Annotated in this window: 26 protein-coding genes; 21 read left to right on the top strand and 5 right to left on the bottom strand. The window is 68.3% G+C overall.

Features of this window, described 5'->3' with window-relative positions; all coding sequences use genetic code 11:
- Positions 1-934: 934 nt before the first annotated feature.
- Positions 935-2,710 carry a hypothetical protein gene (locus tag ACWD3E_RS04770; RefSeq protein ID WP_451386083.1) on the top strand — a complete coding sequence of 592 codons (1,776 nt, stop codon included), beginning with the start codon at positions 935-937 and terminating at the stop codon, positions 2,708-2,710.
- Between the two features lie 424 nt (positions 2,711-3,134).
- Here ACWD3E_RS04770 and ACWD3E_RS04775 read toward each other — a convergent pair whose 3' ends face one another.
- Together ACWD3E_RS04775 and ACWD3E_RS04780 are read right to left on the bottom strand one after the other, a co-directional pair.
- Positions 3,135-3,782 (bottom strand): YdcF family protein, encoded by a 648-nt coding sequence (locus tag ACWD3E_RS04775; RefSeq protein ID WP_451386084.1) that lies wholly within the window; start codon positions 3,780-3,782, stop codon positions 3,135-3,137.
- Positions 3,779-4,579, bottom strand: a complete 801-nt coding sequence (locus ACWD3E_RS04780; protein ID WP_451386085.1) for a GntR family transcriptional regulator — start codon at positions 4,577-4,579, stop codon at positions 3,779-3,781. Before ACWD3E_RS04780 ends, ACWD3E_RS04775 begins: the two co-directional genes overlap by 4 nt.
- A gap of 516 nt (positions 4,580-5,095) precedes the next feature.
- Here ACWD3E_RS04780 and ACWD3E_RS04785 point away from each other — a divergent pair.
- From ACWD3E_RS04785 to ACWD3E_RS04825, 9 genes are all read left to right on the top strand, one after another.
- The gene (locus ACWD3E_RS04785) at positions 5,096-5,254 is read left to right on the top strand and encodes a hypothetical protein (RefSeq protein ID WP_451386086.1); all 159 of its coding nucleotides are present in this window, start codon (positions 5,096-5,098) and stop codon (positions 5,252-5,254) included.
- 126 nt (positions 5,255-5,380) lie between these two features.
- Positions 5,381-5,650, top strand: coding sequence for a DUF6284 family protein (locus tag ACWD3E_RS04790; RefSeq protein ID WP_451386087.1), 270 nt, complete (start codon positions 5,381-5,383; stop codon positions 5,648-5,650).
- Positions 5,647-5,913 carry a hypothetical protein gene (locus ACWD3E_RS04795; RefSeq protein WP_451386088.1) on the top strand — a complete coding sequence of 89 codons (267 nt, stop codon included), beginning with the start codon at positions 5,647-5,649 and terminating at the stop codon, positions 5,911-5,913. Before ACWD3E_RS04790 ends, ACWD3E_RS04795 begins: the two co-directional genes overlap by 4 nt.
- Positions 5,910-7,043, top strand: a complete 1,134-nt coding sequence (locus ACWD3E_RS04800; protein ID WP_451386089.1) for a conjugal transfer protein — start codon at positions 5,910-5,912, stop codon at positions 7,041-7,043. Before ACWD3E_RS04795 ends, ACWD3E_RS04800 begins: the two co-directional genes overlap by 4 nt.
- Complete coding sequence (locus ACWD3E_RS04805) at positions 7,043-7,375, top strand: RRQRL motif-containing zinc-binding protein (RefSeq protein ID WP_451386090.1); 333 nt, start codon at positions 7,043-7,045, stop codon at positions 7,373-7,375. The genes ACWD3E_RS04800 and ACWD3E_RS04805 overlap by 1 nt, the downstream gene beginning before the upstream one ends.
- A 9-nt stretch (positions 7,376-7,384) precedes the next feature.
- Entirely contained in the window at positions 7,385-7,702 is a 318-nt protein-coding gene (locus tag ACWD3E_RS04810; RefSeq protein WP_451386091.1) for a hypothetical protein, read from the top strand.
- 2 nt (positions 7,703-7,704) lie between these two features.
- On the top strand, positions 7,705-7,875 hold the full coding sequence (locus ACWD3E_RS04815; RefSeq protein WP_451386092.1) for a pRL2-8: 171 nt from the start codon (positions 7,705-7,707) through the stop codon (positions 7,873-7,875).
- A 150-nt stretch (positions 7,876-8,025) separates the two neighbouring features.
- Positions 8,026-10,152, top strand: a complete 2,127-nt coding sequence (locus tag ACWD3E_RS04820) for an FtsK/SpoIIIE domain-containing protein (protein ID WP_451386093.1) — start codon at positions 8,026-8,028, stop codon at positions 10,150-10,152.
- A 204-nt stretch (positions 10,153-10,356) separates the two neighbouring features.
- A complete protein-coding gene (locus ACWD3E_RS04825) occupies positions 10,357-10,809 on the top strand; it encodes a hypothetical protein (protein WP_451386094.1) in 453 nt (150 codons plus the stop codon).
- Here the strand turns inward: ACWD3E_RS04825 and ACWD3E_RS04830 are convergent.
- Positions 10,800-11,762: an HNH endonuclease gene (locus ACWD3E_RS04830; RefSeq protein ID WP_451386095.1), complete on the bottom strand. Its 963-nt coding sequence runs from the start codon at positions 11,760-11,762 to the stop codon at positions 10,800-10,802. The two genes, ACWD3E_RS04825 and ACWD3E_RS04830, sit on opposite strands and share 10 nt — an antisense overlap.
- Positions 11,763-11,983: 221 nt before the next feature.
- Here ACWD3E_RS04830 and ACWD3E_RS04835 point away from each other — a divergent pair, with 221 nt between their 5' ends.
- The 6 genes from ACWD3E_RS04835 to ACWD3E_RS04860 all read left to right on the top strand — a co-directional run bounded on the left by ACWD3E_RS04835 (position 11,984) and on the right by ACWD3E_RS04860 (position 17,681).
- A complete protein-coding gene (locus ACWD3E_RS04835) occupies positions 11,984-12,679 on the top strand; it encodes an SAM-dependent methyltransferase (RefSeq protein WP_451386096.1) in 696 nt (231 codons plus the stop codon).
- Entirely contained in the window at positions 12,676-13,305 is a 630-nt protein-coding gene (locus tag ACWD3E_RS04840; RefSeq protein ID WP_451386097.1) for a DNA cytosine methyltransferase, read from the top strand. Before ACWD3E_RS04835 ends, ACWD3E_RS04840 begins: the two co-directional genes overlap by 4 nt.
- Complete coding sequence (locus ACWD3E_RS04845) at positions 13,302-14,138, top strand: bifunctional DNA primase/polymerase (protein ID WP_451386098.1); 837 nt, start codon at positions 13,302-13,304, stop codon at positions 14,136-14,138. The genes ACWD3E_RS04840 and ACWD3E_RS04845 overlap by 4 nt, the downstream gene beginning before the upstream one ends.
- A gap of 2 nt (positions 14,139-14,140) precedes the next feature.
- On the top strand, positions 14,141-15,616 hold the full coding sequence (locus ACWD3E_RS04850; RefSeq protein WP_451386099.1) for an ATP-binding protein: 1,476 nt from the start codon (positions 14,141-14,143) through the stop codon (positions 15,614-15,616).
- A gap of 513 nt (positions 15,617-16,129) precedes the next feature.
- The gene (locus tag ACWD3E_RS04855; protein WP_451386493.1) at positions 16,130-16,339 is read left to right on the top strand and encodes a helix-turn-helix domain-containing protein; all 210 of its coding nucleotides are present in this window, start codon (positions 16,130-16,132) and stop codon (positions 16,337-16,339) included.
- A gap of 76 nt (positions 16,340-16,415) precedes the next feature.
- Positions 16,416-17,681: a tyrosine-type recombinase/integrase gene (locus tag ACWD3E_RS04860; protein WP_451386100.1), complete on the top strand. Its 1,266-nt coding sequence runs from the start codon at positions 16,416-16,418 to the stop codon at positions 17,679-17,681.
- Positions 17,682-17,829: 148 nt separating this feature from the next.
- Here the strand turns inward: ACWD3E_RS04860 and glnA are convergent, their stop codons facing one another.
- A complete protein-coding gene (gene glnA / locus ACWD3E_RS04865; RefSeq protein ID WP_451386101.1) occupies positions 17,830-19,239 on the bottom strand; it encodes a type I glutamate--ammonia ligase in 1,410 nt (469 codons plus the stop codon).
- Positions 19,240-19,449: 210 nt separating this feature from the next.
- Between glnA and ACWD3E_RS04870 the strand changes: the two genes are divergently transcribed.
- Positions 19,450-19,917 (top strand): RDD family protein, encoded by a 468-nt coding sequence (locus tag ACWD3E_RS04870; protein WP_451386102.1) that lies wholly within the window; start codon positions 19,450-19,452, stop codon positions 19,915-19,917.
- Positions 19,918-19,934: 17 nt separating this feature from the next.
- Here the strand turns inward: ACWD3E_RS04870 and ACWD3E_RS04875 are convergent, their stop codons facing one another.
- On the bottom strand, positions 19,935-21,578 hold the full coding sequence (locus ACWD3E_RS04875) for an FAD-dependent oxidoreductase (protein WP_451386103.1): 1,644 nt from the start codon (positions 21,576-21,578) through the stop codon (positions 19,935-19,937).
- A 248-nt stretch (positions 21,579-21,826) separates the two neighbouring features.
- Between ACWD3E_RS04875 and ACWD3E_RS04880 the strand changes: the two genes are divergently transcribed.
- From ACWD3E_RS04880 to ACWD3E_RS04895, 4 genes are read left to right on the top strand one after another with little or no spacing between them, the layout of a single operon-like run.
- Positions 21,827-22,918, top strand: coding sequence for a SchA/CurD-like domain-containing protein (locus ACWD3E_RS04880; protein ID WP_451386104.1), 1,092 nt, complete (start codon positions 21,827-21,829; stop codon positions 22,916-22,918).
- 36 nt (positions 22,919-22,954) lie between these two features.
- A complete protein-coding gene (locus ACWD3E_RS04885) occupies positions 22,955-23,395 on the top strand; it encodes a cupin domain-containing protein (RefSeq protein ID WP_451351721.1) in 441 nt (146 codons plus the stop codon).
- Positions 23,392-24,648, top strand: coding sequence for a beta-ketoacyl-[acyl-carrier-protein] synthase family protein (locus ACWD3E_RS04890; RefSeq protein ID WP_451386105.1), 1,257 nt, complete (start codon positions 23,392-23,394; stop codon positions 24,646-24,648). The genes ACWD3E_RS04885 and ACWD3E_RS04890 overlap by 4 nt, the downstream gene beginning before the upstream one ends.
- Positions 24,649-24,672: 24 nt before the next feature.
- The gene (locus tag ACWD3E_RS04895) at positions 24,673-25,923 is read left to right on the top strand and encodes a ketosynthase chain-length factor (protein ID WP_451386106.1); all 1,251 of its coding nucleotides are present in this window, start codon (positions 24,673-24,675) and stop codon (positions 25,921-25,923) included.
- Positions 25,924-25,942 lie beyond the last annotated feature (19 nt).

Consider the following 25,942-nt stretch of genomic DNA (forward strand, 5'->3'; position numbering starts at 1 on the left):
TCCTGGCCGACCAGCTGTGGGCACTGGGTGAGGACCACCCCCACACCTTGGCCGCCCGCAGCAACCTCGCCTACTGGCGGGGGATGGCGGGAGAGACACCCCGCGCCTGAAGGCTGGCAGGATCCGACGCCGTCCCCGAGCCTGACGGGCTGGTCGCCTGGATTGCGGGGTCACTGAGCACATGAACGCCGCGCCACTGGCTCCTATCACCGTCGGCAGGGCAGCACCCTGTGCGGGGGTGCCGCCCTCTCGCGCATCATCTGCGGAGACTGTCAAGCTACGGCGCTGACCAGGAAAAATGGTGTTTGTTGGCGTTGGTTGCCGTTGGACCGGTCCGAAGCCGTTGTGCCCTCGTTGTGCCCTCCGGGTGCGGCTGGGTCCTGTCCCCGGCCCCGTCCCGTACAGGTCGAGACGGGGTGTCCCAGCGTGAGGCAACGCTTCGATCGCCAGACTGCGCGATAAGGGCCCGTGTGGCGGCGCCAGGATTCGAACCTGGGAAGGCGAAGCCGGTAGATTTACAGACCTGGCGAAACTCAGGTACCCATCCAGAGACTGCTCCCGACTGTCCACACCTCGTCCACGACGACCAAGAGACTTCCCCCTGTCGACCGCCGCGGCCTCAGGCAACGGCGCTCGCCAAGCGCACTCAGCGAGTCCACCTTCATGGACTCATTCTGAGCGGTACCTCTAGGCCCAGAAGACCTACCAAACGAACTGCCCGGAACATCGCCACCGGGGCATCGCAGAGCACTGCATAGCCGACGCGACGACCACTCCCCTGCCGGGGACACCGACACGGTTCATGCAGCTCGCCGTCACGCCAAAAGCGCAGATCGAACTTCTGCTGGTCAGGGTTGAACATCAGCCGTGAAACGGGTTCCAGACTCTCCCCAAGTGGCGACAAGTTCATGGAGCCAGGATAATGGGCAGGGGCGTGTACAGGATCTCACCGCCACCTTTCCAGCAGAATGCAACATTTCAGCTATTTCGAATGCTGAGCTCATTGAAAGATTTCGATTTCCTGGGATTTGCCATGCCAGTCGCTTCCATTGGCAGCGAAGTCGTTGCTCTCATCCTCGCACCCCTATGGCTCTTGGGGGCGCTGGCCATTTTCTGGTACATAGTCCGCGCAATCAACTGGGCAGTCCGCCCCCATGGCGGAAATATTCCAGTAGTTGTCCAGGTGTCGGGGTCATTGCCGAACAATGGGAGTCAGGCGGATGAAAGGGCGGAGGAATTGGCTGCATGCGTAAAGCGCTACATATCCGGAGATGTGCAAATTCCCACAATTAGCAGTCCCGGCGGACTCAGGCCTTCCACACCACCCGTTCCTTCGGGAACCTCGGAATCTCCCGAGGGTGCTATAGCTACGCTGATTTCAAAAGCCGCGAGCGATGAGCCACAGTACGAGGTCTTCCTAACCCCCACGCAGCGGTTGGATGACGACACTCCGACGCTCCCATGGCATTCAATAGGGATCGAAATAATACGGAAGCCCAAAGGACGTCTGATCGCGGCTCATATCGTCGAGCGACCGAAAGAAGAGGAGCTAGTTGAAGAGATCGGATCCTACTGTCTCCACAAAATAAGAGGCCAACGAAAGTTCTTGAACAATATCCCACGATGGGACAGTTGGGGCAACAAGAGCGAGGCGTACAAGGAATATAGGCGGGGGGTCGGGCTTCAAGATCAGGAAGAGTACGAAGAGGCGCTTAAATCGTACATGCAGGGAATTTCCCTCGCCCCTGGAAATCTGGCGCTGCGGTCCGCGAAGGCGCAATTGCATGAACTGATGGGCAATGAGCTTGCAGTGACCGACGGACGCGCGGCGCAGGAGCATTACCTGAAGGCAATATCTGAGTATGAAGCCTGCAGAGATATTTGGCCCGAGTCCGTGGAAGTCGGCTACCGTATGGCGATCGCAATAGCCAACTGGATCGACATACCGGAGAGTGACGAAGATGAGCACTGGGTGAAGAGGGAGGCGAAAATACTCAGCGAGCTCAGGGAAGAGCGGCTACTGTGGCGGAAGATTTTTGTGAAGCGAATTTGCGCTTCCCGGCCAGGATACCGGAACGCAGGAGAGCGCTTTTACTGGAAGAGTTGGAACAAGCGTCGAGTGGTCAGTCACCGACTTACAACTGAACGCAAACGCTACCTCAAGACCATAGAAATAAGCGAAACCGTCATGCGACTGAAAGCACTTAAGCGTCGCTATGAGAAAATTCGCCGCATACCCACACCCGCGATGGCTCTCGCAGCTATAAATGCCGAGCTGTGGAAGCTCATTGATGAGATGCTTCATCACATTGGTGGCCGTCGAGTACTGTCGGGGAAGTGCAGATTGATAGTCAACGATTTCCAGAGCGCTTCCTTCACCCGGAAGAACTATAAGCGATTGGCCCACAGGAGGGGAATTGGCTGGATTGCACATTATAATTCTGCATGCTTTTTCTCTCGGGCCCTGGAGATGAGTTCTCTTTTTAATGGAACTGAAAGCAATGCATGGAAGGAAGATTGCAAAAAGGCGGCACTAAGCCAACTGGCGATGGTTTGTCGCGATCCGAGAGCGCGCCCCGTCATCCGGTGGCACGAAAGCGACCCGGATTTGCAACCTCTGCGCAATTGCGCGACCGAATATGATAGATTCTTCGGCACGCCACCACGGTATGTCGTGCCGCAATTTCCCGGGCAGCTTCCTCTCTTCTGAGGGATCCAATAGCCCGCAGCCAACCTCGGTTCCCCGCCACCGACACCTGTGCCCACACGCTTGCTGAACTCGACGTCCGTTGCCGCGCCACGGCACTGGACGACGAGTCGAGACGGAGAGTTCAACGGGGGTGCCGAACATAACGGACTGTTCGATGCCCTCGGTCCAGACGATGCCGTCCTCGTGCTCCAGATCCCTAGGGTTCTCCCCCAAAGTCCCCTCCCTCTGTCTTTTCTGGCCCCTGTACACGGGCACGGCGATCCCGATCGACTCGTGGAGATCGCGGATGTGGCTGGACACCTGGGTTTAGCTGGACGGACATACCACGAGGGCGCGGCCGACTGCCGCGCCCTCGTGGTCGTTGTTGGTCGCTAGTGGTCATGGAGGAGGCGGGCCCCAGTGGTCATGGGGGAGGCGGGCCCCGTCAAGCAACGAGTCGGCTTGTGAAACCCCGCGACGCAAGCCGCTCGTACGCTCGAATCACGTCGTCGGGCACGTGCTGCGAGATCATGAATCCCTCAGCCGGATAGAGCAGCAGGCGTTGTAGCGAACCGACCAGCATGTCGATGACAAGGTGCGCGTCCTGGATCGAATCAACGTACTCGGAGAGCGTCATGGGTGTAGACGCGCTGACGAATTCCACCTCAGGCCACAGCTTTCGGGCGGTGGCATAGGCTCGGCGTTCCTCATACGGTTTGCTGACGAGAAGCACGGAAGTCACAGCAATCCCGCGCTCTTCGAGCAGGGCACGGGACAGAGTGATGTTCTGCCCGGTGTTCCGGGCGTGAGGCTCGACAAGGATGGCGTCCGCTGGCACGCCGAGCTCAAGTGCACGGTCCTGGTAGTGCTCTGCTTCCCCGCGCGGCATCCGGTCCTTCGTGGTTCGACTGGTCGCCCCCGTGAAGACGATCAGCGGCATCATGCCCCGCCGGTACAGGTCGACAGTGGTGTCGGCTACCCCCAGGTCGTGGCTGCCCAACCCGATACCGACCGAGCAGGGGCGCGGTTCGTGCCGCATCTGTTGGTAGTCCCAAAGAAGCTGAGTGTCCTCCCAGTCCTGTACGGAGATCACGGCGAACCTTCCTCGTCCTGGTCACGGGCGGAATCGGGAACCTTGAACTCGTACTCCCACGCGAACCGGGAAGCCGAGTGGAGACCAACAGCGAACTCAACCACCGTGCCATCCGCCGTGTAGGTGGTCCGATGAAGCTCCACCACGGGTTCACCGACTGGAAGCTGTAGAAGCTTCACTTCGTCGGCCGTGGGGGCGCGCGCGAACAGCGCCTCTTTCATGTGGTCGATCTCGTACCCCGCGTCGTACAGCACCCGGTATCCGCCGCCACGGCCGGCCGGGCCGGGGGTGGGGTCAACGATGCGTGTCCCCTCGACGTGTTCCGGCCGGTAGTAGCTGGTCAGGGTGTGGGTCGGCTGAGTGCCTTCCTTCACGAGGCGGGCACGCGCGTACACCTCGGAGCCGACTGGCACGCCGAGCCCCTCCGCGACGAGACCGCTCGCCTCGACACGGCTCACGGTCTGCGTCTGCTCGTTGCGCTTGTACGTACGCCCGGACGCGACACGGTCAGCGATGAACGCGACCTCATCGCCGTCGCGCCACTTCACCTTGTCGTACCGGGCGATGCCGAGCCGCTTGAGCGGGGTGCGCGGACGCACGACCGTGCCGTGCCCCCGTGACGACGTCACCAGCCCCTCAGCCTCAAGCGCCTTGTACGCCTGATGAACCGTGGACTTGGAGCCTTCCCCAGCCTCGACCAGATCCCTGATCTGGGGCAACTGGTCCCCGGGCGCGTACTCGCCGCTCTTGATCTGTTCCGCGAGCCGATCCGCCAACTCACGCCACTTGGGTGCCACAGCCGAACTCCCTTCGATGCCCCCCAGTGAAGCACAGTCCCAGGACTGTTGACTGTCCTAGGACTGCGTGCCATTGTCCTCTCAGGCCGCTCGCAGTCCTAGGACAGTGAGATGGAAGGGCCTTCTTTGGGTTGCCTTCCACGCTGCGGCTAGGGGCCCGGGACAGAGCGGGCCGAGGGCGCCGGGGTCCTGGTCATTAACCCGAGGGCTTAGACCGAAAGGTCACGTCTCCATACGCCTGAAACGGGAGCGCGCTCCCGAAGGAGACCTGTCCACGTCCGCTTCCACGTAGGGGCCCCGTGCACAGCCGACGAAGAACTTGGGTGTCGCCGTGATGGACCGGCCGGTGGCGCCCCGCACAGCTTTCCGGTCCGCTTCCTGGCTTCGCAGCGCCTGACGCTGCGGCCGGCTGCCTCTCCCGCGCGTACGGCCCGCTGCTGCGGCGCTGGACGTGCGGGAGCGCGGGGAGCCGGGGTCTACCGACTCCACCAGCGCATCACCCGGAGAGGAAACCGCATGTTCGGCAACAGGCACAGCTTCCTCGTCGTGCCCGCCCGGGGCGGACGTAAGTACCAGTACCGGTGCACCTGCGGTGCCCAGGGCTGGGAGACCGAGAGCGCCTTCCGTGCGCAGCAGATGGGCCAGCAGCACGTCAACAAGGCCAAGGCCAAGTAGCGCGCGGCCGTCCGCTGGCACTCGCACCACTCGTACGAGAACTGACCACAACGGCGCGCGGCTCCCGGGGTGCCACCCGGGAGCCGCTGTTCGGGCCGTTCCACCTGCAAGGGAGAACACGACCCAATGAACCACATCGTCACTGTTCAGGACGCTGTTACCGCGTTCGCCGACTTCATGGAGCCGACGGCCGCGGAGCTGGACGCGATCGAGCAGGAGATGCCGCTGATCCTGGCGGACGTCGACCTGCTCGACGCGCAGATCACCACCCTGGACCGCACGCCCACCGAGCTGGACGAGCGCCGGATCCGCCGGGCCCGCCGCCGGGTGCTGGACGCGCGGCGCGCCCTGGCCAACCGGACCGTCGGCATGACGCTGCCGGGGGGCGTGGCGTGAGTCCCGACACCCGCGAGTTCCTGGCCGCGGTTTTGGACGCTATCGACATTCCCGCACCGGCCACCTTCGGCGATCGCGAAGCGTTCCTGCGCCTGCTGGAAGACCGTGTGCTGGACGCGGTCGTTGCCCTGACCGGCGCCTTGGGCGAGCCGCCGGACGCCGACTGGGGGCTTGGCTGGCACACCGATTACCTGCGTAAGCAGCTCGCGAAGAAGCCGCCGACCACCTACCGCCACCACGGCGTGAACGGAGGTGCGGCATGAACCACAAGGAGCTGACCACCCCGCAGCGAATCGTCCTCGGAGCGGCGTTCGTCATCATGGCTGCGGTCGGCGGCATCGGCGGGTACGGCACGTTCAGCAACATCGGCCACGCCTACGGCACCGGTACCGCGCTCGGTGCGGTCGCGGCCGGTGAGGGCGCCACCGCCGTTCTCGGCCTGGTCCTGCTCGGCCTGACCATGCTGGGCCAGTCCTCACCCCGGGTCGTCCGGCTGGGACTGTGGGCGCTGCCCGCCGCCGCGTCCGTCATGGCCGCGATGGCAGGCCCGGACGCCGGCCGTACCGTGATCTACGCCGTGACCCCAATGGGCATGTGCGTGTCCGCTGAGGGCATGGCGTTCCTGGCGCGGCGGATCGTCGTCCACACCGACGGCCACGACGCCGAAGCAGAAGCCCGCGCGGCGGCCGTCGTGCGGCAGTTGGCCTATCACCGGGCCGTCGCCGCCAACCACCCCAGCGACTGGGTGAAGAAGTGGTCCGAGGGGAAGTCGTGGCGTCTGGCCCGCAGGGTCGGCACCGGTGACCACACGTTGGGCACGCGGTTGCTCGATGTGCAGCGTGAGCGTGTCACGGCGGGTGCGGATGCCGCGCTGGCGGGCATGTTCACCACCCCGACCGATCCGCCGGCGCTGCCGCCGGTCGACCCGATCGGGCCGGCGACCACCGCGAGCACGAATGCGGAGGAATCGACCGAGACCGAGAGGATTCGGTCTACGGCTGACCAGCCGGAATCGACCCCGGTCACGATCACCCTGACCCGCCTCCCGGTACCCGACCCGGTCCCAGCGGACGCGGGCAAGTCGACCCTGCCACTCAAGCCGATCCCCGCGCTTGCGGCCCCGGTCGAGTCGACCCCGACCCGGCAGGCCGTGCGCCGGTCGGTGGCAGCTGAGTCGACTAGGCAGCGTCGGGCGACGTATCGAGTTCCGGACGCTGCGAAGGCACCCCGGACCCGGCGCACCCCGGAACAGCTCCTCACCGAGGCACGGGCCGTCACGGCCGACTGGCCCGACGCGAAGGTGACGGCTGAGGGCATCCGCCGCGTCCTGCACGTCTCCCCGGCCAACGCGCGCAAGCTCCGTGACGCGCTGCTCGCCGAACGGGCCGCGTGATGGCAGTACTGCCCGTCTACCGGTGGCGGTTCGCCCCGGACGGATACGCCACCCGTCGTCAGCTCAGGGCGCGCGGGCTGCGGCCCGGCGGTCAGCCGGTGGCGGCTCGGCTCGAACGCCCGCGTCGCCGCCGGCCTCCGCTGGTCGCGTACCTGTACCGCGTCGACCTCGCCAAGCCGGTGCGTCCGATGACGCCGGAGCGATGGGCGGCGCTGGCGAAGGCGAACCGGGCCCGCCGGATCTGCCCGCAGTGCCGCACGGATGCGGGCTACGTCATCCCCTCGTCGCTCGGCACCTGCGTGCCCTGCGGCTTCCCCCTCCACCTCGCTTAGGAGTGCGTGATGGGCAAGCCCGACACCCGCCGCCTGGACAAGGCGATCCAGCAGAACGAACGCAAGTTGCAGGCGGTTCAGAACCGCGAGATGTGGCCGCTGAGCGGGAGCGAGCGCCGCGCTGTGCTGGGCGCGGTCGTGTCCGGCGCGCGCAGCCTGCACCGGGGCAATGGCACCTCCCGTGCGGACCGGCGGATGGACACCGCCTGGCAGAGCGCGGAGACCCGGCTGGTCACGGAGATCGCCGCGTTGAAGACCGAGCGGCAGCGCGTCGTGAACGAGGCCGCCGCCGCCAAGGCCGCGAAGAAGTCCTCCGGGTGGTTGTGACCATGACGGCACAGCAGACGCCTCCTGGTGAGTGCCCGCAGTGCTGGCAGCACGCCCACGACAAGCGCGTACACCGCCACCTCGGCCCGCGCGAGGACTGCCCGCAGTGCGTGGACCACATGGTCAACGGCTGCCCCCACCTCGTGCCCAAGAAGGAATCCCGCTGGTGGTGACCACGCTCCCGCCGCGCGCTCTTCCCGCCGCCTGACGCGCGGCCCGCACGCCTCGAATGCCGGGGCGGCCGTCCATGCCACGGACCCGACCGCCCCGGCACTTCTCTCTCAACTCCCGCCCTGATCAGGGCAGTCAGGAGTAATCCGAGCATGACCGAGAACGTCGTTCACCTGCACAAGAACACCGACCCGATCGCCGATGAGGCGAGCGTGACCACGCTGACCGTGGTGCCCGACCCCGCACCGTCAGCGCCCGTGCCGCTGTGGGTGCGCTCCGGCCGCGCCATCCGGACGGCCGTCACGCACGAGACCACCACGACGACCGTGCGCGCGGTGGCCCGCCACGGCCTCTACATCTTCAACGGGGGCCGGATCGTGGCCCGCCGCACCTGGGACGGCAAGACCGGCGCCCGCTACGAGCGCATGCTCCGGGCCGCTGAGGCTGCCGGGAACTACGAGGTGGCACAGGAGTGGGAGGAGCGGTTGCAGCGCTTCCGCGAGGCCCGCCACCGCCGCCGCATGGACCTGCTCCACTCCCCCCTCGACGCGGCCAAGGGCGTCGGGGTCGGCGTCGGCATGAGCATCGGTGTGCTGGTCGCGCTCGGGGTCGTGATGGCCATCAACAACCACGACGTCACCGACGTCATCACCCCGCTCAAGGCCACCATCGACTTCATCGCCACCCTGATCCGGATCGTCCAGGTCGTCTGGCCGTATGCCACCGTGCTGGGTCCGCTGTTCGCCCTGCTCGCCCTGTGGGCGGTCGGCAGCAAGCAGCAGGCCGCACCCCAGTGGGCGCTGCCGGCCAACGTCCGCTCCGGCGAGGGTGAGCCGATCACCCCGTCCATCGTGGTCAAGGCCCTGCGTGACCTCGGGGTGCCGGCGCTGCGCAACGCCATCAAGGAGATGGGCGACGCGGGCGCGTCGATGCTGTCCCCGATCACGATCGCCGGATGCGGGGTCGAGGTCGACGTCACGCTCCCGTCCGGGGTGTCGACGATCGAGGTACAGAACCGGCGGCGCAAGCTGGCGGAGAACCTGACCCGGCACGAGCACGAGGTGTTCATCACCATCCCGCCGGCCGCCCGCACCGTACGGCTGTGGATCGCCGACTCCGGCGCCCTGGACGAGCCGATCGGGCCGTCCCCGCTGGTCACGGACGAGACGCTGACCGCGAACTACAAGACCGGCAAGGCTCCGTGGGGCCAGGACCTGCGCGGCGACGCGGCTGAGCTGAGCGTGTATCAGCGCCACCTGCTGATCACGGGCCGCTCGAACCAGGGTAAGACCGCTTCCCTGCGCGCCCTGGCGCTGTGGCTGGCGCTGGACCGGTCGGTGCAGTTCTGGCTGGGAGACCTCAAGGGTGTGGGCGACTGGGCCATGTTCGACGGTATCGCCGACGTCCTCATTCAGGGACCGACCGATGACCACGTCATCCAGGTCACCGAGATGGTTGAGGACGCGGTGAATGAGATGAACCGCCGCATGGAGGTGCGCCGCACCGACCCGACGGCTGTCTTCCGGCCGCTGATCGTCCTGGTGGACGAGGCACAGGTGGCGTTCATGTGCCCGGCCGTCGACGAGGACAAGAAGCCCTACGGCGGCGCCAAGGCCACCTCTCGGTACTTCATGGCCGTCCGCAAGATCCACAACCAGGGTCGTGCGGTTGACGTGCTGATGTGGCAGGGCACCCAGGACCCCACCGACCAGAACCTTCCCAAGCTGGTCCGCGAGGGTGCCCACACTCGCGCCTCCCTCGTACTGGGCACGGAGTCTCAGTCGAGGATGGCGCTGGGCGACAAGGCCGTTGACGACGGCGCCGCCCCGCACCTGCTCCGGCAGGGGCTCGACAAGGGAACCCTGGTGGTCGCCTCCGACGGCATCGACATGCCCAAGGGGCAGTCGTCCATCACGGTGCGCACCCACTTCATCGACGACGACCCGGCCGCCGAGGTCGCCGAGCGTGCCAAGACCCTGCGCAACGGCCTGACGACCCTGCACGTCATCGAGCGGGGTGAGGAGCGCGACCCGCTCGCCGACATCCTCGCGGTGCTCGGCAGCGATGACCGCGTGCGCACCCAGGACGTCATCAAGCGGCTGTCCGCGCTGAACGAGGACGCCTACGGCAAGTGGTCGTTCGTCGACCTCAAGCGCGTCCTGGACGACGCCGGCGCCGAGCCGTACAAGTCCGACGGTCGCATGGTCGTGGCCCGTGACCGCGTCACTGCCGCGCTCGCCAACCGCGACGGTGAGGGTTCCGCTTCCGCGTCCGAGTGACAGGGAGGCGACCGGTGTCGGGTCAGGGAGGCAGGGAGAACTCCCTGACCGCCTCCCTGACCCACCTCCCTGGCCCTGACCAGCACAGATGATCCATCAGGGAGTCAGGGAGGCGCGCAGGTCAGCACCCCCGAAACCCCCTCCACACGGCACCCCGCAGGGGGTGCCTCCGCCTCCCTACCCAAGCACTGGAAGGGATTCCGCATGTACCCCGAGAACGCCCCTCGCGTGCCCGCACAGCGGGCCGTCGAGGTCCACCGGCCCACCCCCATCGCCATGTCGGTGCCGCTCGTGCCGGTGCAGCCGGACGCGGTTCCGGCGGTGGCGAGTGTGGTCCTGCCCGACGGGCGGGTTGTCACCGGCTACGCGGTCAGCCCCGTGCAGCCCGAGCCGGTCGCAACGAAGCCGGTCGTCTCCCGTGCGGCGGTGAACATCGCCCTCGGGGGTGTCGGGTTCCTGGCCGTGTGCGGCGGACTGCTGATGCTGACCACGTTCATCACCGCCCTGACCGCGCTCATCACCCAGCTCATCACGCTGGCCGCCGTCCTCTTCGGCGGTTTCATCGCCGCCCAGGTCTTCACTGCCAAGAGCCACAAGGCCGGGACCACGGTAAACATCCGCAAGGCCGTGATCAAGCGCAACCGTTTCTACGGCTGATCGGGCTGCAGCGCCTTGTGCCGCTCCTTGTCGCGACGGTGGATGTCCCAGTGGGCTCCGAGCCACACGCGATGCTTCGGGTGCAGGGTCAGGGCCAGTGTTTGCCCGTCCATCTGGCCGTACAGCGGATAACTCCGGATGTCGTCGCTGACGTCCATCGTGACCGTGTCGGGGTTCACGGCTATGTGGCCCAGGTCGAACAGACGATGCAGGTCGCGTCGCAGCAGCAGTCCGCCGTATTCGTGGTGCTCACCGGATTCGGCATAGCTGTACAGGTGCGCGGCTTCGAGCGCGGCGGCCGGAGCAGGCCCGCTGAACGCGCACACTTCGCCCTGCTCTTCCAGCAGGCGCTTACGGAACAGTGCTTGTCCTAGGCGCACTTCGACGGAAGTGCGGCGGTGTCCGCCCCGGATGACCACACGTGCGCTGTCGGTGATGGCCGCAGGAACTTGAGCGCCTGCGGCCAGCAGGGCGGCGCGCACCTTCTCCCAGCGGGCGGGACGCATGGCGTGCTGTGACGCCGGCTTGTCGCACAGGGCACGCACCTGGGGACCGGTCAATCGGCCGCTCAGGTCCTGCCAGGCCCTGCTGTGGTGGGACCTGTACGTCGTGACAGCCCTTGTCCGGGTGCCGGGATCGTTGAACCTCTCCCGGCATGTGGCGCACCACCACCGCTGGTCACCGGTTTTGAGCGGCTTGAAGGATGCCTTGTTGCACTTGCGGTGGAAGTAGGTGCTCTTGATCTCGCTGCCAACGTCTATCCGCTCTATGACGGATATGCCGAGCAGCTTCTTCTTGTCCCACAGCGCAATCACGTCGCCTGCGGTCAGGTTGGCGTGCTGGGGAACGGTGCTGTCCCAGCTGTAGTGCCGGGCCGGGTCGTCGTCGTAGCCGTCGTTCCCGCCGTGCACGCGTTCGGCACCAACTGCCAGCACAAACCATGTAGTTGCCATGGCTGCCTGCCCCCTGTCTGGTCGTCCACCGACGCCTAGCGGTCCGGTTTGGCCAGACACAGTAGTCCGCCGCGCTGACAACCGGTCTCAACCAGCAGAAATACGAACCCCAAGCCCCAACCAGACCTGCAGCAGCCCAACTTGCCCGGAGCGGGCCGACTCTCGCCAAAGAACCCGGCCCGCTTCGGTCTCCGTCCAGCACAGAACTGGAGACAACCAGCATGCCCCTGCCTACCCCATTCCGGCGAGTCCGCGGCCGTCGGCCGCGCCTGCTGGACCTGTACTGCTGCCAGGGCGGCGCTGCCAAGGGCTACGCCGATGCCGGGTTCGACGTGACCGGCGTCGACATGGACCCGCAGCCCCGCTACCCGTTCCGGTTCGCCCAGGCCGACGCCGTCGCGTTCGTCCTCGCGCACGGGGCGGAGTTCGACTTCATCCACGCCTCACCGCCGTGCCAGCACGACAGCGACTGCCAGCGCCTCCGCGGCAACACCCACCCCGACCTGATCGCCCCCACCCGCAGCGCCCTGGAAACCACCGGACGGCCGTGGATCATCGAGAACGTCGGCGGCGCCGTGCCCAAGCTGCGCGAGCCGGTCATGCTGTGCGGGCCGATGTTCAGCGTGGAGACCTACCGGCACCGGTTCTTCGAGACCGGCGGAGGCTTCCGCCTGGACCAGCCCGCGCACCCCGCGCACACCGTGCCGCAGGCCAAGATGGGGCGCCCCGTCCCGCCGGGCCACTTCGGGCAGTTCGTCGGCAACTTCTCCGGCGTCGACTTGGCCCGCCACGTGCTGGGCGTGCCATGGATGAACCGCGACGGCATCCGCGAATGCATCCCCCCGGCCTACACCCAGCACATCGGCACCGCCGCCCTCACCCTGCTAGCCACGGACCGCTTGGGGGTGGCCGCATGAGCGCGCGTGTGCTGCCGCTGCGGCGGCCGAACGGGCTGCGGGTGCTGGATCTGTGCTGCGGTGCCGGGGGCCTGTCCATGGGCTACTACCTCGCCGGGTTCGACGTCGTCGGCGTCGACAACCGCCCACAGCCGAACTACCCCTTCACCTTCCACCAGGGCGACGCCCTCACCTTCCCGCTGGACGGCTTCGACCTGGTCCACGCCTCATGGCCGTGCCAGCACTTCGCCAGGGTCACCGCCTGGCGGGGAAACCGGGCGGACCACCCCGACCTGCTCACCCCCGGCCGTGCGCGCCTGGAAGCCTCCGGGCTGCCGTGGGTCATCGAGAACGTTCCCGAGGCTCCGCTGAGGCCGGACTACCTGCTGTGCGGCACCCAGTTCGGCCTCAGCGTCCGCCGTCACCGCGCGTTCGAGACGTCCTGGGGCGGGGGCGGGGACCTGGTCCCGCCCTGCTGGCACCGCAAGGGGCTGCTGGCGTTCGAGCACAAGGGCGAGCGGGCCTACGCCGACGCCATGGGCTGCACGTGGATGACCAACATCGAAGCCCGGCAGGCCGTACCTCCCGCCTACTCCCAGTGGATCGCCACCCAGTTCCTCGCCCTGGACGGGAGGGCCGCCGCATGACCACCAGCCATCTGCGTACTGCTCTGCACCTCGCGGCGGCCGACGTCCCGGTGCTGCCCCTGCGGGCGGGCAAGGTGCCGTTCGGGAACTGCCCGGCATGCGCACAGAATGCGTGTGGTGGCCGGCCGAACATGAAGATCCCGGGCCCCTGCGCCTGCCCGGCGCCCTGCCACGGCTGGGCCGCCGCCACCACCGACCCCGGTGTCATCAACTCATCGACATGGGCGCGGGCGTGGCGGGACGCGGCGACTGTGGCCTACCACCCCGGCGGCGCCGGCCTCACCGTCGTAGACCTCGACGACACAGAAGCCATCGTGTGGGCCCGCGAGACCCTCCCTGCCACACGGACGGTGCCGACGACCCGGGGCGAGCACTGGCTCTACCAGGGCGCCATGCAGTCTGCCAATGCCGTTCGGCCCGGCGTCGACATCAAATCCACCATGGCGTACACCCGGTGGCTTGGATTCGGCGCCGGCCACATCACGGCGCTGCCGGACGTCGTCCGCGCACTGGCCCTGAAGGAGCCCACCGCAGTCCGGACGGCGGCCATCACCGTGCCCGCCACGGTCGGGGGCGGGGAGTGCCCTCACCGCACGCCGGCCTATCTGGACCGTGGAATCGCCATGGCGGAACAGCGCATCACCGAAGCCTCCGACGCGGTGCACGCCACCGTGTACCGCACCTTCCTGGCGGTGCTGTCGACGCACGGTTGGTGCGGCTGCCTCACCGACGCTCATGTCGCGCGCCTGTTCACCGCCGCGCAGGCGAAGGGCGAATCGCCCCGTCACTGCACCGCCGCATGGACCAACGCCCGAACCGCACTGGGGATGTAGCGATGTCCGAGGACGAGAAGACTCCGGCCCGCCAGATCATCACCGACTACGCGCAAGCGCACTTCCGGTACTTCCGCACCATCGACGGAACCGTCTACGCGCAGAAGAACGGCCACCCCGTCGCCCGGCCCATCCGCTCCCAGGGCACGACCGGCAGCCATCGGCAGGAACTCATGGTCGGCCTCTTCAAGGACGGGGTCGGCGTGTTCAACGGCACGGCACTCAAGGAGGCGTTGGACTTGATCGAAGCACTCGCTCTGACCGAGGACGTACAGCCCACCCACATCCGCGTCGCCCCCGGGTTCGACGGTGCGACCTGGCTCGACCTGGGCCGCGACGACGGCAAGTCCGTCCGCATCCACCCCACCGGCTGGGACATCCTCACCCCCGACCCGCAGGAAGTCTGCTGGCGGCGCACCCAGCTCACCGGCGAACTCCCCTTGCCCGCCCGGGACACCAACGGCAAGGGCATCGACCTCCTACTCCGCCTGTGCAACTTCGCCAGCGCCGAGATCGAGTGCCTGGCCCTCGCCTGGCTCATCGGCTGCCTGGAACCGTCCGTGCCCGTCCCCGCACCATTCCTCACCGGGCCCCAAGGGGCAGGCAAGTCCACCGGCGGCCGGATGCTGGTGCGGATCATCGAAGGGATGAGTGGCGACCTGCGCCGGGCACCGAAGGACGAGGAGAACATGATCACGGCCGTGGCCGCCGGATGGGTCACCGCCCTGGACAACCTCTCCCACCTGCCCCCGGACCTGTCCGACCTCATGTGCTGCATCGTTACCGGCGCCGAGAGCATCAAGCGCGCGCTCTTCACCGACGGCGACGTCGTCCGCTCCCGCTACCGGCGCCCCATGCTCCTGACCGGCATCGATGTCGGCGTCATCCGCCCGGACCTCGCCGAACGGCTCCTCCCGCTCCGTCTCGTGCGGCCCCGGGTACGGCGGACCGAGGCGGAGCTGTGGGCGGAGTACGCGGAGATCCTGCCGGTCGTTCTCGGCTCCCTGCTGGACCTGACGGTGAAGGTGCGGGCCGCCCAGGCGGATACCCCCACCGACCTGCGGATGGCCGACTTCGCTCACCTGTGCGCGCAGCTCGATGCGGCTACCGGCTTCGGCGCGCTTAACGCCTACCGGGCCAGCCTCGACGACCTCAACGACGACGTCATCGAAGGAGACCTGCTGGCTCAGACGGTCCTGAAGCACGCCGCCGGGCTCGACGCGGGCACGGAAGTCCGCATGACGTCATCGGAGTGGCTGCACTGCCTCACCAACCTCTACAGCGGCGAGGAGTGCCGCCCCCTGCCCAAGGGCTGGCCCACCACGGGCAAGGTGCTCTCCGACCGGCTCAAGCGGCTGCAGCCGACCCTCGCCGCACGCGGTGTCCTCATCGACTGGGGCCGCACCCGCTCCGCCCGCTACATCGAGATGACCCGCCCCCCGCTCCCGTCCCCGCACGAGCAGGAAGCGGCGTTCTGAACCTGCGCCACCCGGCGCCGCGCCGAAAAAGCAAGAGGAGCACCCCGGGCCAGGCGTGCTCCTCTTGCTGTTCCGGCGGCACCGCCGCCGTTGCACAAGCCGCGCCGCAAGGCGGCTCCTTCTTTACGTCCTGAGCCGCACCGCACCACCACAGACACCGCCCCTCTCTTTTTCCTAAGAGAAGAGACGCTGCGTCACCCACGTCACCAGCCACCCGAAACCGATCCCTGACCAGCGGCTACAGCGATGACGCAGACCGCCAAAGCTGCGTCATCCCGCGTCACCCGTGTCACGGGTGACAGAGCCCCGCCCCGCCCTGTGACACGTCCCGAGCTGCCCGCGTCACCGCGTAACCGCAGGTCAGAGCCGCAAATGACGTGCGTGACGCCATGACGCAGAAATCCGAACCTCGGACAGACGCAGGCTGCTGGGCCACTGAATCCAACTTCATTCGCAGGCTCCGCCCTCTCTGGAGGTCTCAACGTGCCGACCCTTGTCGCGAGCGACCCCCGCATGACCCTCCGCGGTGGTCTCCCAGACCGGTACCTCACCCCCGACGACATCGCCGACATGTTCGGCGTGCCGCTCGAAACCGTCTACCAGTGGCGCAGGAAGCGCACCGGACCGCCCGGCTTCCGGATCGGTAAGCACCTCCGCTATGACCCGGCCGACGTGCGCGCCTACGTCAGCCAGCGCAAGAGCGCCTGCCAGGACGCCGCGTAGCCAACCACCCCCAAGACAGCAGGGAGAGCCGCTGCGGGCGGCTCGCCCTGCTGCATGTCGAGAGGAACGCCGCCGTATGGCTGGCCACATCCAAGACCGTTGGTACAAGACCGAGACGGCCTCCAACGGTAAGACGATCAGGGCAAAGACCGACCGGTACGGGACGGGCTTGCGCTACCGGGCCCGCTACGTCGCCCCGGACGGAAGCGAACGCAGCAAGTCCTTCCCGGACAAACAGAAGCGACTCGCAGAGGCGTGGCTGACGCAGATCGCGGCTGACATGACCCGTGGCCAGTACGTCGATCCATCGGCCGGCAAGGAGACGTTCAGGGAGTTCGCCACTCAGTGGCTGGCATCTCAGACCACGGACCCTTCCACCATCGTGAACATGGAGCTGAGGTTCCGGCTGCACGCCTTCCCCTACATCGGTACTCGCTCCCTGAGCGCGTTCCAACCGGCCCATATCCGCACGTGGGCACGGGCCCTCGCAGACTCCGGGATGGCAGCGTCGTATCAGCGGACGGTCTTCGCGAACGTCTCCGCTGTGTTCGGCGCCGCCGTGGACGACGGCATTCTGGCCCGGAACCCCTGCCGCGCAGGCTCCGTGCGGGCGCCCAAGCTGGACCGGCGGAAGATCAAGCCGTGGACGCGTGACCGGGTGGTCGCCGTCCGGGACGGACTACCGAGCCAATACGCGACGGCCGTCGACGTCGGTGCCGGGTGCGGTTTGCGGCAGGGCGAGATTTTCGGGCTTGCTGTCGACGAAGTCGACTTCGTCGGGGGAGCGGTGCACGTTGTGCGACAGGTCAAGTTGGTCGGCCCGCAGATGGTGTTCGCCCCGCCCAAGGGCGGCAAGCTGCGAGACGTGCCGCTGCCTGACGTGGTGTCGGATGCGCTTGCTGCGCACATCACACGTCGGCCCCCTATCGACGTCACTTTGCCGTGGAAGACCCCGGACGGCCCGCCGGTCACAGCGAAGTTGCTGTTCTACTCGCGGGAGCGTAAGGCGCTGAACCGGAACTACTTCAACATGTACCTGTGGAAGCCCGCCCTGATTGCTGCCGGCGTCATCCCGGAACGGGTGCCTGGAGAGCGGTTCAAGCCGTCGCGTGAACACGGCATGCATGCCTTGCGGCACTACTACGCATCGGTGCTGCTGGACTCGGGGGAGAACATCAAGGCCCTGGCCGAGTACCTCGGTCACTCCGACCCGGGATTCACGCTCCGGACATATACGCACCTCATGCCGAACAGTCGGGACCGTGCCCGTAAGGCCATCGACGCCGCGTTCGGCGTACCGGATGCGGTCACCGGCCCCGGCGAAGCCGATGCGCTGACCTGAGCGGCGGCGGGGCCGTGGCTCTCGCCCGCCGTTCGCGACACGGGGCCCGAAACGGGCCGTCGGCCGTGCCCTTCCAGCGGGGAAGGACACGGCCGACGGCCCACAGACGGCCCAGGGGAGCGGAAAGCCGCTCTGACCTGGGGTGATATCACACGTCGAAGTACAGCTCGAACTCGTGCGGGTGCGGACGCAGCTGGAGCGGGGCGATCTCGTTCGTGCGCTTGAAGTCGATCCACGTCTCGATCAGGTCGGACGTGAACACGTCGCCCTGGAGGAGGAACTCGTGGTCGGCCTCGAGGGCGTCGAGGACGGCGCCGAGGGAGGTCGGGACCTGGGCCACGTTCGCGTGCTCCTCGGGAGCCAGCTCGTAGAGGTCCTTGTCGATCGGCTCGGCCGGCTCGATCTTGTTCTTGATGCCGTCCAGGCCCGCGAGGAGCAGGGCCGAGAAGGCCAGGTACGGGTTGCCGGAGGAGTCGGGCGCGCGGAACTCGACGCGCTTGGCCTTCGGGTTCGAACCCGTGATCGGGATACGCATCGCAGCCGAGCGGTTGCGCTGCGAGTACACCAGGTTGATCGGCGCCTCGAAGCCCGGCACCAGACGGTGGTACGAGTTCACCGTCGGGTTGGTGAAGGCCAGCAGCGACGGGGCGTGCTTGAGGATGCCGCCGATGTAGTAGCGGGCGGTGTCCGACAGGCCCGCGTAACCGGCCTCGTCGTAGAACAGCGGGTCGCCGTTGCTCCACAGCGACTGGTGCACGTGCATGCCCGAGCCGTTGTCACCGAAGATCGGCTTCGGCATGAAGGTCGCGGTCTTGCCGTTGCGCCAGGCCACGTTCTTCACGATGTACTTGAAGAGCTGGAGGTCGTCGGCGGCGGCGAGCAGCGTGTTGAACTTGTAGTTGATCTCCGCCTGGCCGGCGGTGCCCACCTCGTGGTGCTGGCGCTCGACCTTCAGGCCCTGCTTGTCCAGCTCCAGGGAGATCTCGGCGCGCAGGTCGGCGAAGTGGTCGACCGGCGGGACCGGGAAGTAGCCGCCCTTGTAGCGGACCTTGTACCCACGGTTGTTCTCCAGGGCGCCGGTGTTCCAGGCACCCGCCTCGGAGTCGATGTGGTAGAAGGACTCGTTCGCGCCGGTCGCGAAGCGGACGGAGTCGAAGACGTAGAACTCGGCCTCGGGGCCGAAGTACGCGGTGTCCGCGATACCGGTCGACGCCAGGTACGCCTCCGCCTTCTTCGCCACGTTGCGCGGGTCACGGGAGTACTGCTCGCCCGTGATCGGGTCGTGGATGAAGAAGTTGATGTTGAGGGTCTTGTCCCGGCGGAACGGGTCCACGCGGGCGGTGGACAGGTCGGCGCGCAGCGCCATGTCGGACTCGTGAATGGCCTGGAAGCCGCGGATCGACGAGCCGTCGAAGGCCAGCTCCTCGTCCGGGTCGAACGCCTCAACGGGCACCGTGAAGTGCTGCATGACGCCCGGCAGGTCGCAGAACCGGACGTCGACGAACTTGACGTCCTCGTCCGCGATGAACTTCTTGGCCTCGTCGGCGTTCTGGAACATCCAGCTCCTCCTACTCCCGACCGTCCTCGCCGGGGCGGTAGATCGTTCGTGCGGCCAGTGCGGTGGCACACGCTGGTCTCGACCCTAGGGACGGGTGATTTCTCGGGCGTGACCCGTTTGTTTCGCAGAAGTTAACCGGCCACCGTTCCACCGTAGCCCCGACACACCCCTGTGGGACCCTGCCGATTTCCTGGGCAGTACCGTGGACGGGTGGACAACAGGCGAGTAATCGGATCGTGGCTCTCCGGCCCCCGCGCGGCGCTGGAAGACGCCGGTGCCGACTTCGGGTACCGGGGCGAGCAGCTCGGCCTCCCGGAGAGCGGACCGAACTCGATCGCCCGGCCCGGCAGGCGCCTCGGAGCGCTGGTCGTCGACTGGGGACTGTGCGTGTTGATCGCATACAGCCTGATCACACATGGCTACAGCCGCGGCACCGGCAACTGGGCACTGATCGTCTTCTTCGTGTGGAGCGCTCTCACGGTCGGCACGCTCGGCTTCACCCCGGGCAAGCGCCTCTTCGGCCTCCGGGTCGTGGCCCTGCGGACCGGCACGGTCAACCCGCTGCGCTCCCTGCTGCGCACGTTCCTGCTCTGCCTGGCGATCCCGGCCCTGGTCTGGGACCGGGACGGCCGAGGTCTGCACGACCGGCTCGCGCAGACGGTCGAAGTACGGATCTGACGTAGTACGGCAGGGGGTCAGCGGGTCCGGAGCACCGCCGCCAGGACCTCCCGCAGCTCGGCCTGAGGATCCCGTACCGCCCCGGGCGCGCGCCAGGCCACGTAGCCGTCCGGCCGCACCAGCACCGCCCCGTCGGCCGTCGTCCCGTGCACGGTGGCCCAGTCGTCGTCCGCGTCGTACGACAGCTCCGCCTGCGCCCCCGCACCGATGCGGTACGCCTCCAGCGGCAGGCCCTGCGCGTCGGCGATACGGCGGGCGGCGGCGTGCCAGGCCGTGCCCGCGGCCGAGGCGGCGTCGCTGAGCAGCACCAGGGACCGCTCGTAGAGGTCGAGCGTGGAGAGCCGCTCGCCCCCGCGGCGCAGCCACAGGTGCGGGGCCCGGCTGCCGGGCTCGCCGGTCAGGCGCAGCCCCTCGGGTACGACCGGCTGGTCCGGGTCGGCGCCCAGGACCGCGCCCTGCGGGTAGCGGTAGCCGAGGACGACGTTGAGGATGCCGCCGCGCTTCCCGGCGCCGATGCCGGGGGCGGGCGCGAAGCCGGGGTGGCTGTGCTCCACGGAGCGGGCCGAGGCGCGGGCGCTGGTGGTCAGCGCGACCGGCCGGCGCTCGGTGCCGTAGGTCTCCAGCAGCCCGGGTCCGGCCCAGCCGCCGAGGACGGCGGCCAGCTTCCAGGCCAGGTTGTGGGCGTCCTGGATGCCGGTGTTGGAGCCGAACGCGCCGGTCGGTGACATCTCGTGGGCCGAGTCGCCGGCGAGGAAGACCCGGTCGGCCGCGTAGGCGTCGGCGACGCGTTCGGCGGCCCGCCAGGACGCCTTGCCGGTGATCTCGACGTCGAGGTCGGGGACGCCGACGGCATGGCTGATGTGCCGCCGGAGCCGGTCCTCGGTGAATTCGTCCAGCCTCTCGCCGTGTTCGGGGTGCCACGGGGCGTGGAAGACCCAGTTCTCCTTGTTGTCGACGGGCAGCAGGGCGCCGTCGGCCTCGGGGTCGGTGAGGTAGCAGCAGATGAAGCGCCGGTCGCCGACGGTGTCGGCGAGCAGCTTGGAACGGAAGGTCACGCTCACGTTGGCGAAGAGGTCGCCGGGGCCGCTCTGCCCGATGCCGAGCCGGTTGCGGACGGGGCTGCGCGGGCCGTCGGCCGCGACCAGGTAGTCCGCGCGGACCCTGTACAGCTCGTCGGTGTCGCGGTCCCGGACGTAGCCCGTCACTCCTTCGGGGTCCTGTGCGAAGGACTCCAGCTCGTGGAAGTACCGCAGGTCGCCGCCGAGCGCGCGGGCGTGCTTCAGGAGCACCGGTTCCAGGTCGTTCTGGCTGCACAGGCACCACCCCGTGGGGCTGAACTTCGCGAGCCCGCCGCCCGGGTCGATCTCCTTGAACAGCCACTCCCCGGCGTCACCGACCAGGGTCGGGGTCTGCAGGATGCCGTGGTTCTCGGCGAGGAGCGAGGCCGCCGTCTTGATGTCCGGTTCGATGCCGGCCACCCGGAACAGCTCCATCGTCCGCACGTTGTTGCCGCGTCCGCGCGGGTGCATCGAGGTCCCGGAATGCCGCTCGACCAGCATGTGCCGTACGCCGAGACGGCCCAGGAACAGGGACAGCGACAGGCCTACGAGAGAGCCGCCCACGACGAGGACGGACACCTGGTGATCGGCTTTCTGCTGCATCAACGACTCCAGAGGCAGGAATGAGGGTGTCGGGCGTATCGGATATGTCGGATGAATCAGAGATATCTGAGGTGTCTGATTTTCCATGCCCTGTGCGAGGGGGCGTACGAGGGGTTCGGCGCGCCTAATCACCCGCCTGGTTCACGCGAGTCGCGCGTAACGGCGGACCGGAACAGGATCAAAAAACGCTGACGTCGCGTCATCGGCGGCCGACGTCCGCCTCTGCCCCGTTAGGAGATGTGTGCAGCATGACCACCACGGCGGAACATTCGGAACAGCTGAGACGGCAGGCGTCGAAGCGGGTCTCCCAGTCCGTGTTCGACGGCTCCCACCTGCGGGTCGTCCTTCTGGTGGACGTCTACGACGGCGCCCAGCAGCAGTTTCTGGAGGCCTATGAGCAACTGTGCAACCAGGTTGCCTCGGTGCCCGGCCACGTCAGCGACCAGCTGTGCCAGTCGATCGAGAATCCCTCCCAATGGCTCATCACGAGCGAGTGGGAGAGCGCCCCGCCGTTCCTCGCATGGGTGAACAGCGAGGAGCACGTCCGGATGGTGGAGCCGCTGCACCATTGTGTCCGGGACACCCGCTCGCTGCGCTTCCACGTCGTCCGCGAGACGGGCACCGAGGCGGCCTCGGCCCGGCCCGGGCGCCGGCTCCAGACGTTGCCGCGGATCGGCGACGGCGTGCTCCGGCACGCGCTCACCTTCACGGTCAAGCCGGGCAGCGAGTCCGAGGTCGCGAAGATCCTCGCGAACTACGCCTCGCCCGAGCCGCGCGTCGACGAGACCACCCGGCTGTGCCGCACCTCCCTGTTCATGCACGGCAACCGGGTGGTCCGGGCCATCGAGGTGCGCGGCGACCTGCTCGCGGCCCTGCGCCACGTCGCCCGGCAGCCCGAGGTGCGGGCCGTCGAGCAGGCCATCAACCCGTACCTGGAGCAGGACCGCGACCTGGACGACCAGGATTCCGCGCGGATGTTCTTCACCCGGGCGGCGCTGCCGGCCGTGCACCACGTCACCGCGGACGAGCTCCCCGAGGGCCGACGGCACGCGCTGTACTACCCGGCCCGGCCGGGCCGCGGGATGCGGCTGGCCGAGCTGCTCGCCAAGCAGGACGCGCAGGCGGCGGAGGACCATGCGAGCCCGGTCCTGCGCAGCACGATCTTCCAGCGCGACGACGTCGTCGTACGGCTGATCGACGTACGCGACGGCGAGAGCGTCGAAGCCGGCCTGCCGAAGTCCGGCGCCAAGTCCGGTCCCGCGGCCGAGCTGAAGGAACTGCTCGCGGCCGACGCCGTCCGCATGGAGTCCATCACCGACCGCCGCTCGCCTGACGCCTGAACCCCACCAGGCGCAGCACACCCACGGAGGAACGTCGTGATCAAACCCCTTCCGAAGATCGTGGACCTCAGCGAGGTCGAGCCCAACACCCGGCGCGGCGGTGATCTGCGCGCCATGCTCACCCCGGCCACGGTGGGCTCCACCAGCGGTTTCATGGGCGTGGCCATCGTGCAGCCCGGCGACCGCATCGGCGAGCACTACCACCCGTACTCCGAGGAGTTCGTGTACGTCGTCTGCGGGCAGCTGGAGGTGGACCTGGACGGCGAGCCGCACCCGCTCCAGCCGGAGCAGGGGCTGATGATCCCCGCCCACATGCGCCACCGGTTCCGCAACGTGGGCAACGTGGAGGCGCGGATCGTCTTCCACCTGGGGCCGCTGGCCCCGCGTCCGAGCCTCGGCCATGTCGACACGGAGGAGACACCACTTTCGGCCGTCGTCGCCGCCGAGCCGGCCGACCGGGCGAAGGTCCGTTCATGACCCGGCGGGTGGCCGTCACCGGCATAGGCGTCGTCGCCCCGGGCGGGATCGGGGCACCGGCGTTCTGGGACCTGCTCTCGGCAGGCCGTACGGCGACGCGCGGCATCACGTTCTTCGACCCGGCGGGGCTGCGGTCGCGGATAGCGGCCGAGTGCGACTTCGACCCGGCGGCGTACGGACTCGACGCCGAGCAGGTCGAACGGGCGGACCGCTACATACAGTTCGCCCTGGTCGCCGGGGAGGAGGCGGTCCGGGACTCCGGTCTCGACCTCGGCCGGGAGAACCCCTGGCGGGTCGGTGTCTCGCTCGGCACCGCCGTCGGTGGCACCACCCGCCTGGAGCACGACTACGTCCTGGTCAGCAGCGCCGGGCAGCGCTGGGACGTGGACCATCGGCAGGCGGGTGCGCAGCTGCACCGGGCGTTCTCGCCCAGCACCCTCGCCTCGGCGGTGGCGGAACGTTTCGGCGCCCAGGGGCCGGTGCAGACGGTGTCCACCGGCTGCACCTCGGGCCTGGACGCCGTCGGCTACGCCTTCCACACCGTCCAGGAAGGCCGCGCCGACGTCTGCATAGCCGGTGCCTCGGACTCGCCGATCTCACCGATCACCATGGCGTGCTTCGACGCGATCAGGGCCACGTCCCCCAACAACGACGACCCCGCGCACGCGTCGAGGCCCTTCGACAACGACCGTGACGGCTTCGTCATGGGCGAGGGCGGCGCGGTGCTCGTCCTGGAGGAGCTGGAGCACGCCCGGGCCCGCGGTGCCCACGTGTACTGCGAACTGGGCGGCTACGCCACCTTCGGCAACGCCTACCACATGACCGGTCTGACCAGCGAGGGCCTGGAGATGGCCCAGGCGATCGAGGTCGCCCTCGACCACGCCCGCCTCGACCCCACCGCCATCGACTACGTCAACGCGCACGGCTCTGGCACCCGGCAGAACGACCGCCACGAGACCGCCGCGGTGAAGCGGGCCCTGGGACAGCACGCCTACGACACCCCCATGAGCTCCATCAAGTCCATGGTGGGCCACTCCCTCGGGGCCATCGGCGCGATAGAGGTCGTGGCCTGCGTGCTGGCCCTGGCCCACCAGGTCGTACCGCCCACCGCCAACTACGAGACCCCCGACCCCGAGTGCGACCTGGACTACGTGCCGCGCACCGCCCGTGAGCGGACGCTGCACGGTGTTCTGTCCGTGGGCAGCGGCTTCGGCGGCTTCCAGTCCGCGGTGGTACTGACCCGACGAACCTGAACCTGGCAGGGGGATGAGGACACGATGAGCGAACCGCATTCGCGGCGCGCGGCCGTCACCGGCATCGGCGTGGTCGCACCCAACGGAACCAGCACGGAGACCTACTGGAAGTCGGTCAAGGAGGGCATCAGCGTCCTCGACCGGGTCACCCGCGAGGGCTGTGAACACCTGCCGCTGCGCGTGGCCGGCGAGGTCCGCGACTTCGAGCCGACGGCGGCGGTCGAGGAGCGTTTCCTGGTCCAGACCGACCGCTTCACGCACTTCGCCATGGCCGCGGCCGACCTCGCGCTGGAGGACGCCCGGCTCGGCCGGGCCGACACCGAAGCCGCGCCGATGTCCGTGGGCGTGGTCACCGCTGCCGGTTCCGGCGGCGGCGAGTTCGGCCAGCGGGAGCTGCAGCAACTGTGGGGCAAGGGCAGCCGGTTCGTCGGCCCCTATCAGTCCATCGCCTGGTTCTACGCGGCCAGCACCGGCCAGATCTCCATCCGGCGCGGCTTCAAGGGCCCCTGCTCGGTGGTCGCCGCCGACGAGGCCGGCGGCCTGGACGCGCTCGCCCACGCGGCCCGCGCCGTGCGGCGCGGCACCGACGTGATCGTGGCCGGCTCCACCGAGGCGCCCCTCGCCCCCTACTCGATGGTGTGCCAGCTCGGCTACGAGGAGCTGAGCCCCGAGGCGGACCCGGCCCGCGCCTACCGCCCGTTCACCGACGGCGCCTGCGGCTTCGTACCGGCCGAGGGCGGCGCCATGCTCGTCGTGGAGGCGGCGGCCTCGGCCGAGAGGCGAGGGCTGCCCGTGCGGGCCACCCTCGACGGACACGCGGCGACCTTCACCGGCGCCTCCCGCTGGGCGGAGTCCAGGGAAGGGCTCGCGCACGCGATCCGCGGCGCCCTGGACGAGGCGGGGTGCGCCCCGGAGGAGGTCGACGTCGTCTTCGCCGACGCCCTCGGCGTGCCGGAGGCCGACCGGGCGGAGGCCCTCGCCATCGCCGACGCGCTCGGCGCGCACGGCCGGCGCGTGCCCGTCACGGCGCCCAAGACCGGGATCGGCCGCGGCTACTGCGCGGCACCCGTGCTGGACACCGCCGCGGCGGTGCTCGCGCTCGAACACGGCCTGATCCCGCCCACCCCGGGTGTCTTCGACATCTGCCACGACCTCGACCTCGTGACCGGCCGCGCCCGCGCCGCCGAACTGCGTACGGCGCTGGTCCTCAGCCGGGGACTCATGGGGTCGAACTCGGCGCTCGTGCTGCGGCACGGCGCCGCCGGAGCCTCGTGACGGGGCGTCCGGAGCACGT

This window comes from Streptomyces sp. NPDC002676, assembly GCF_053592455.1.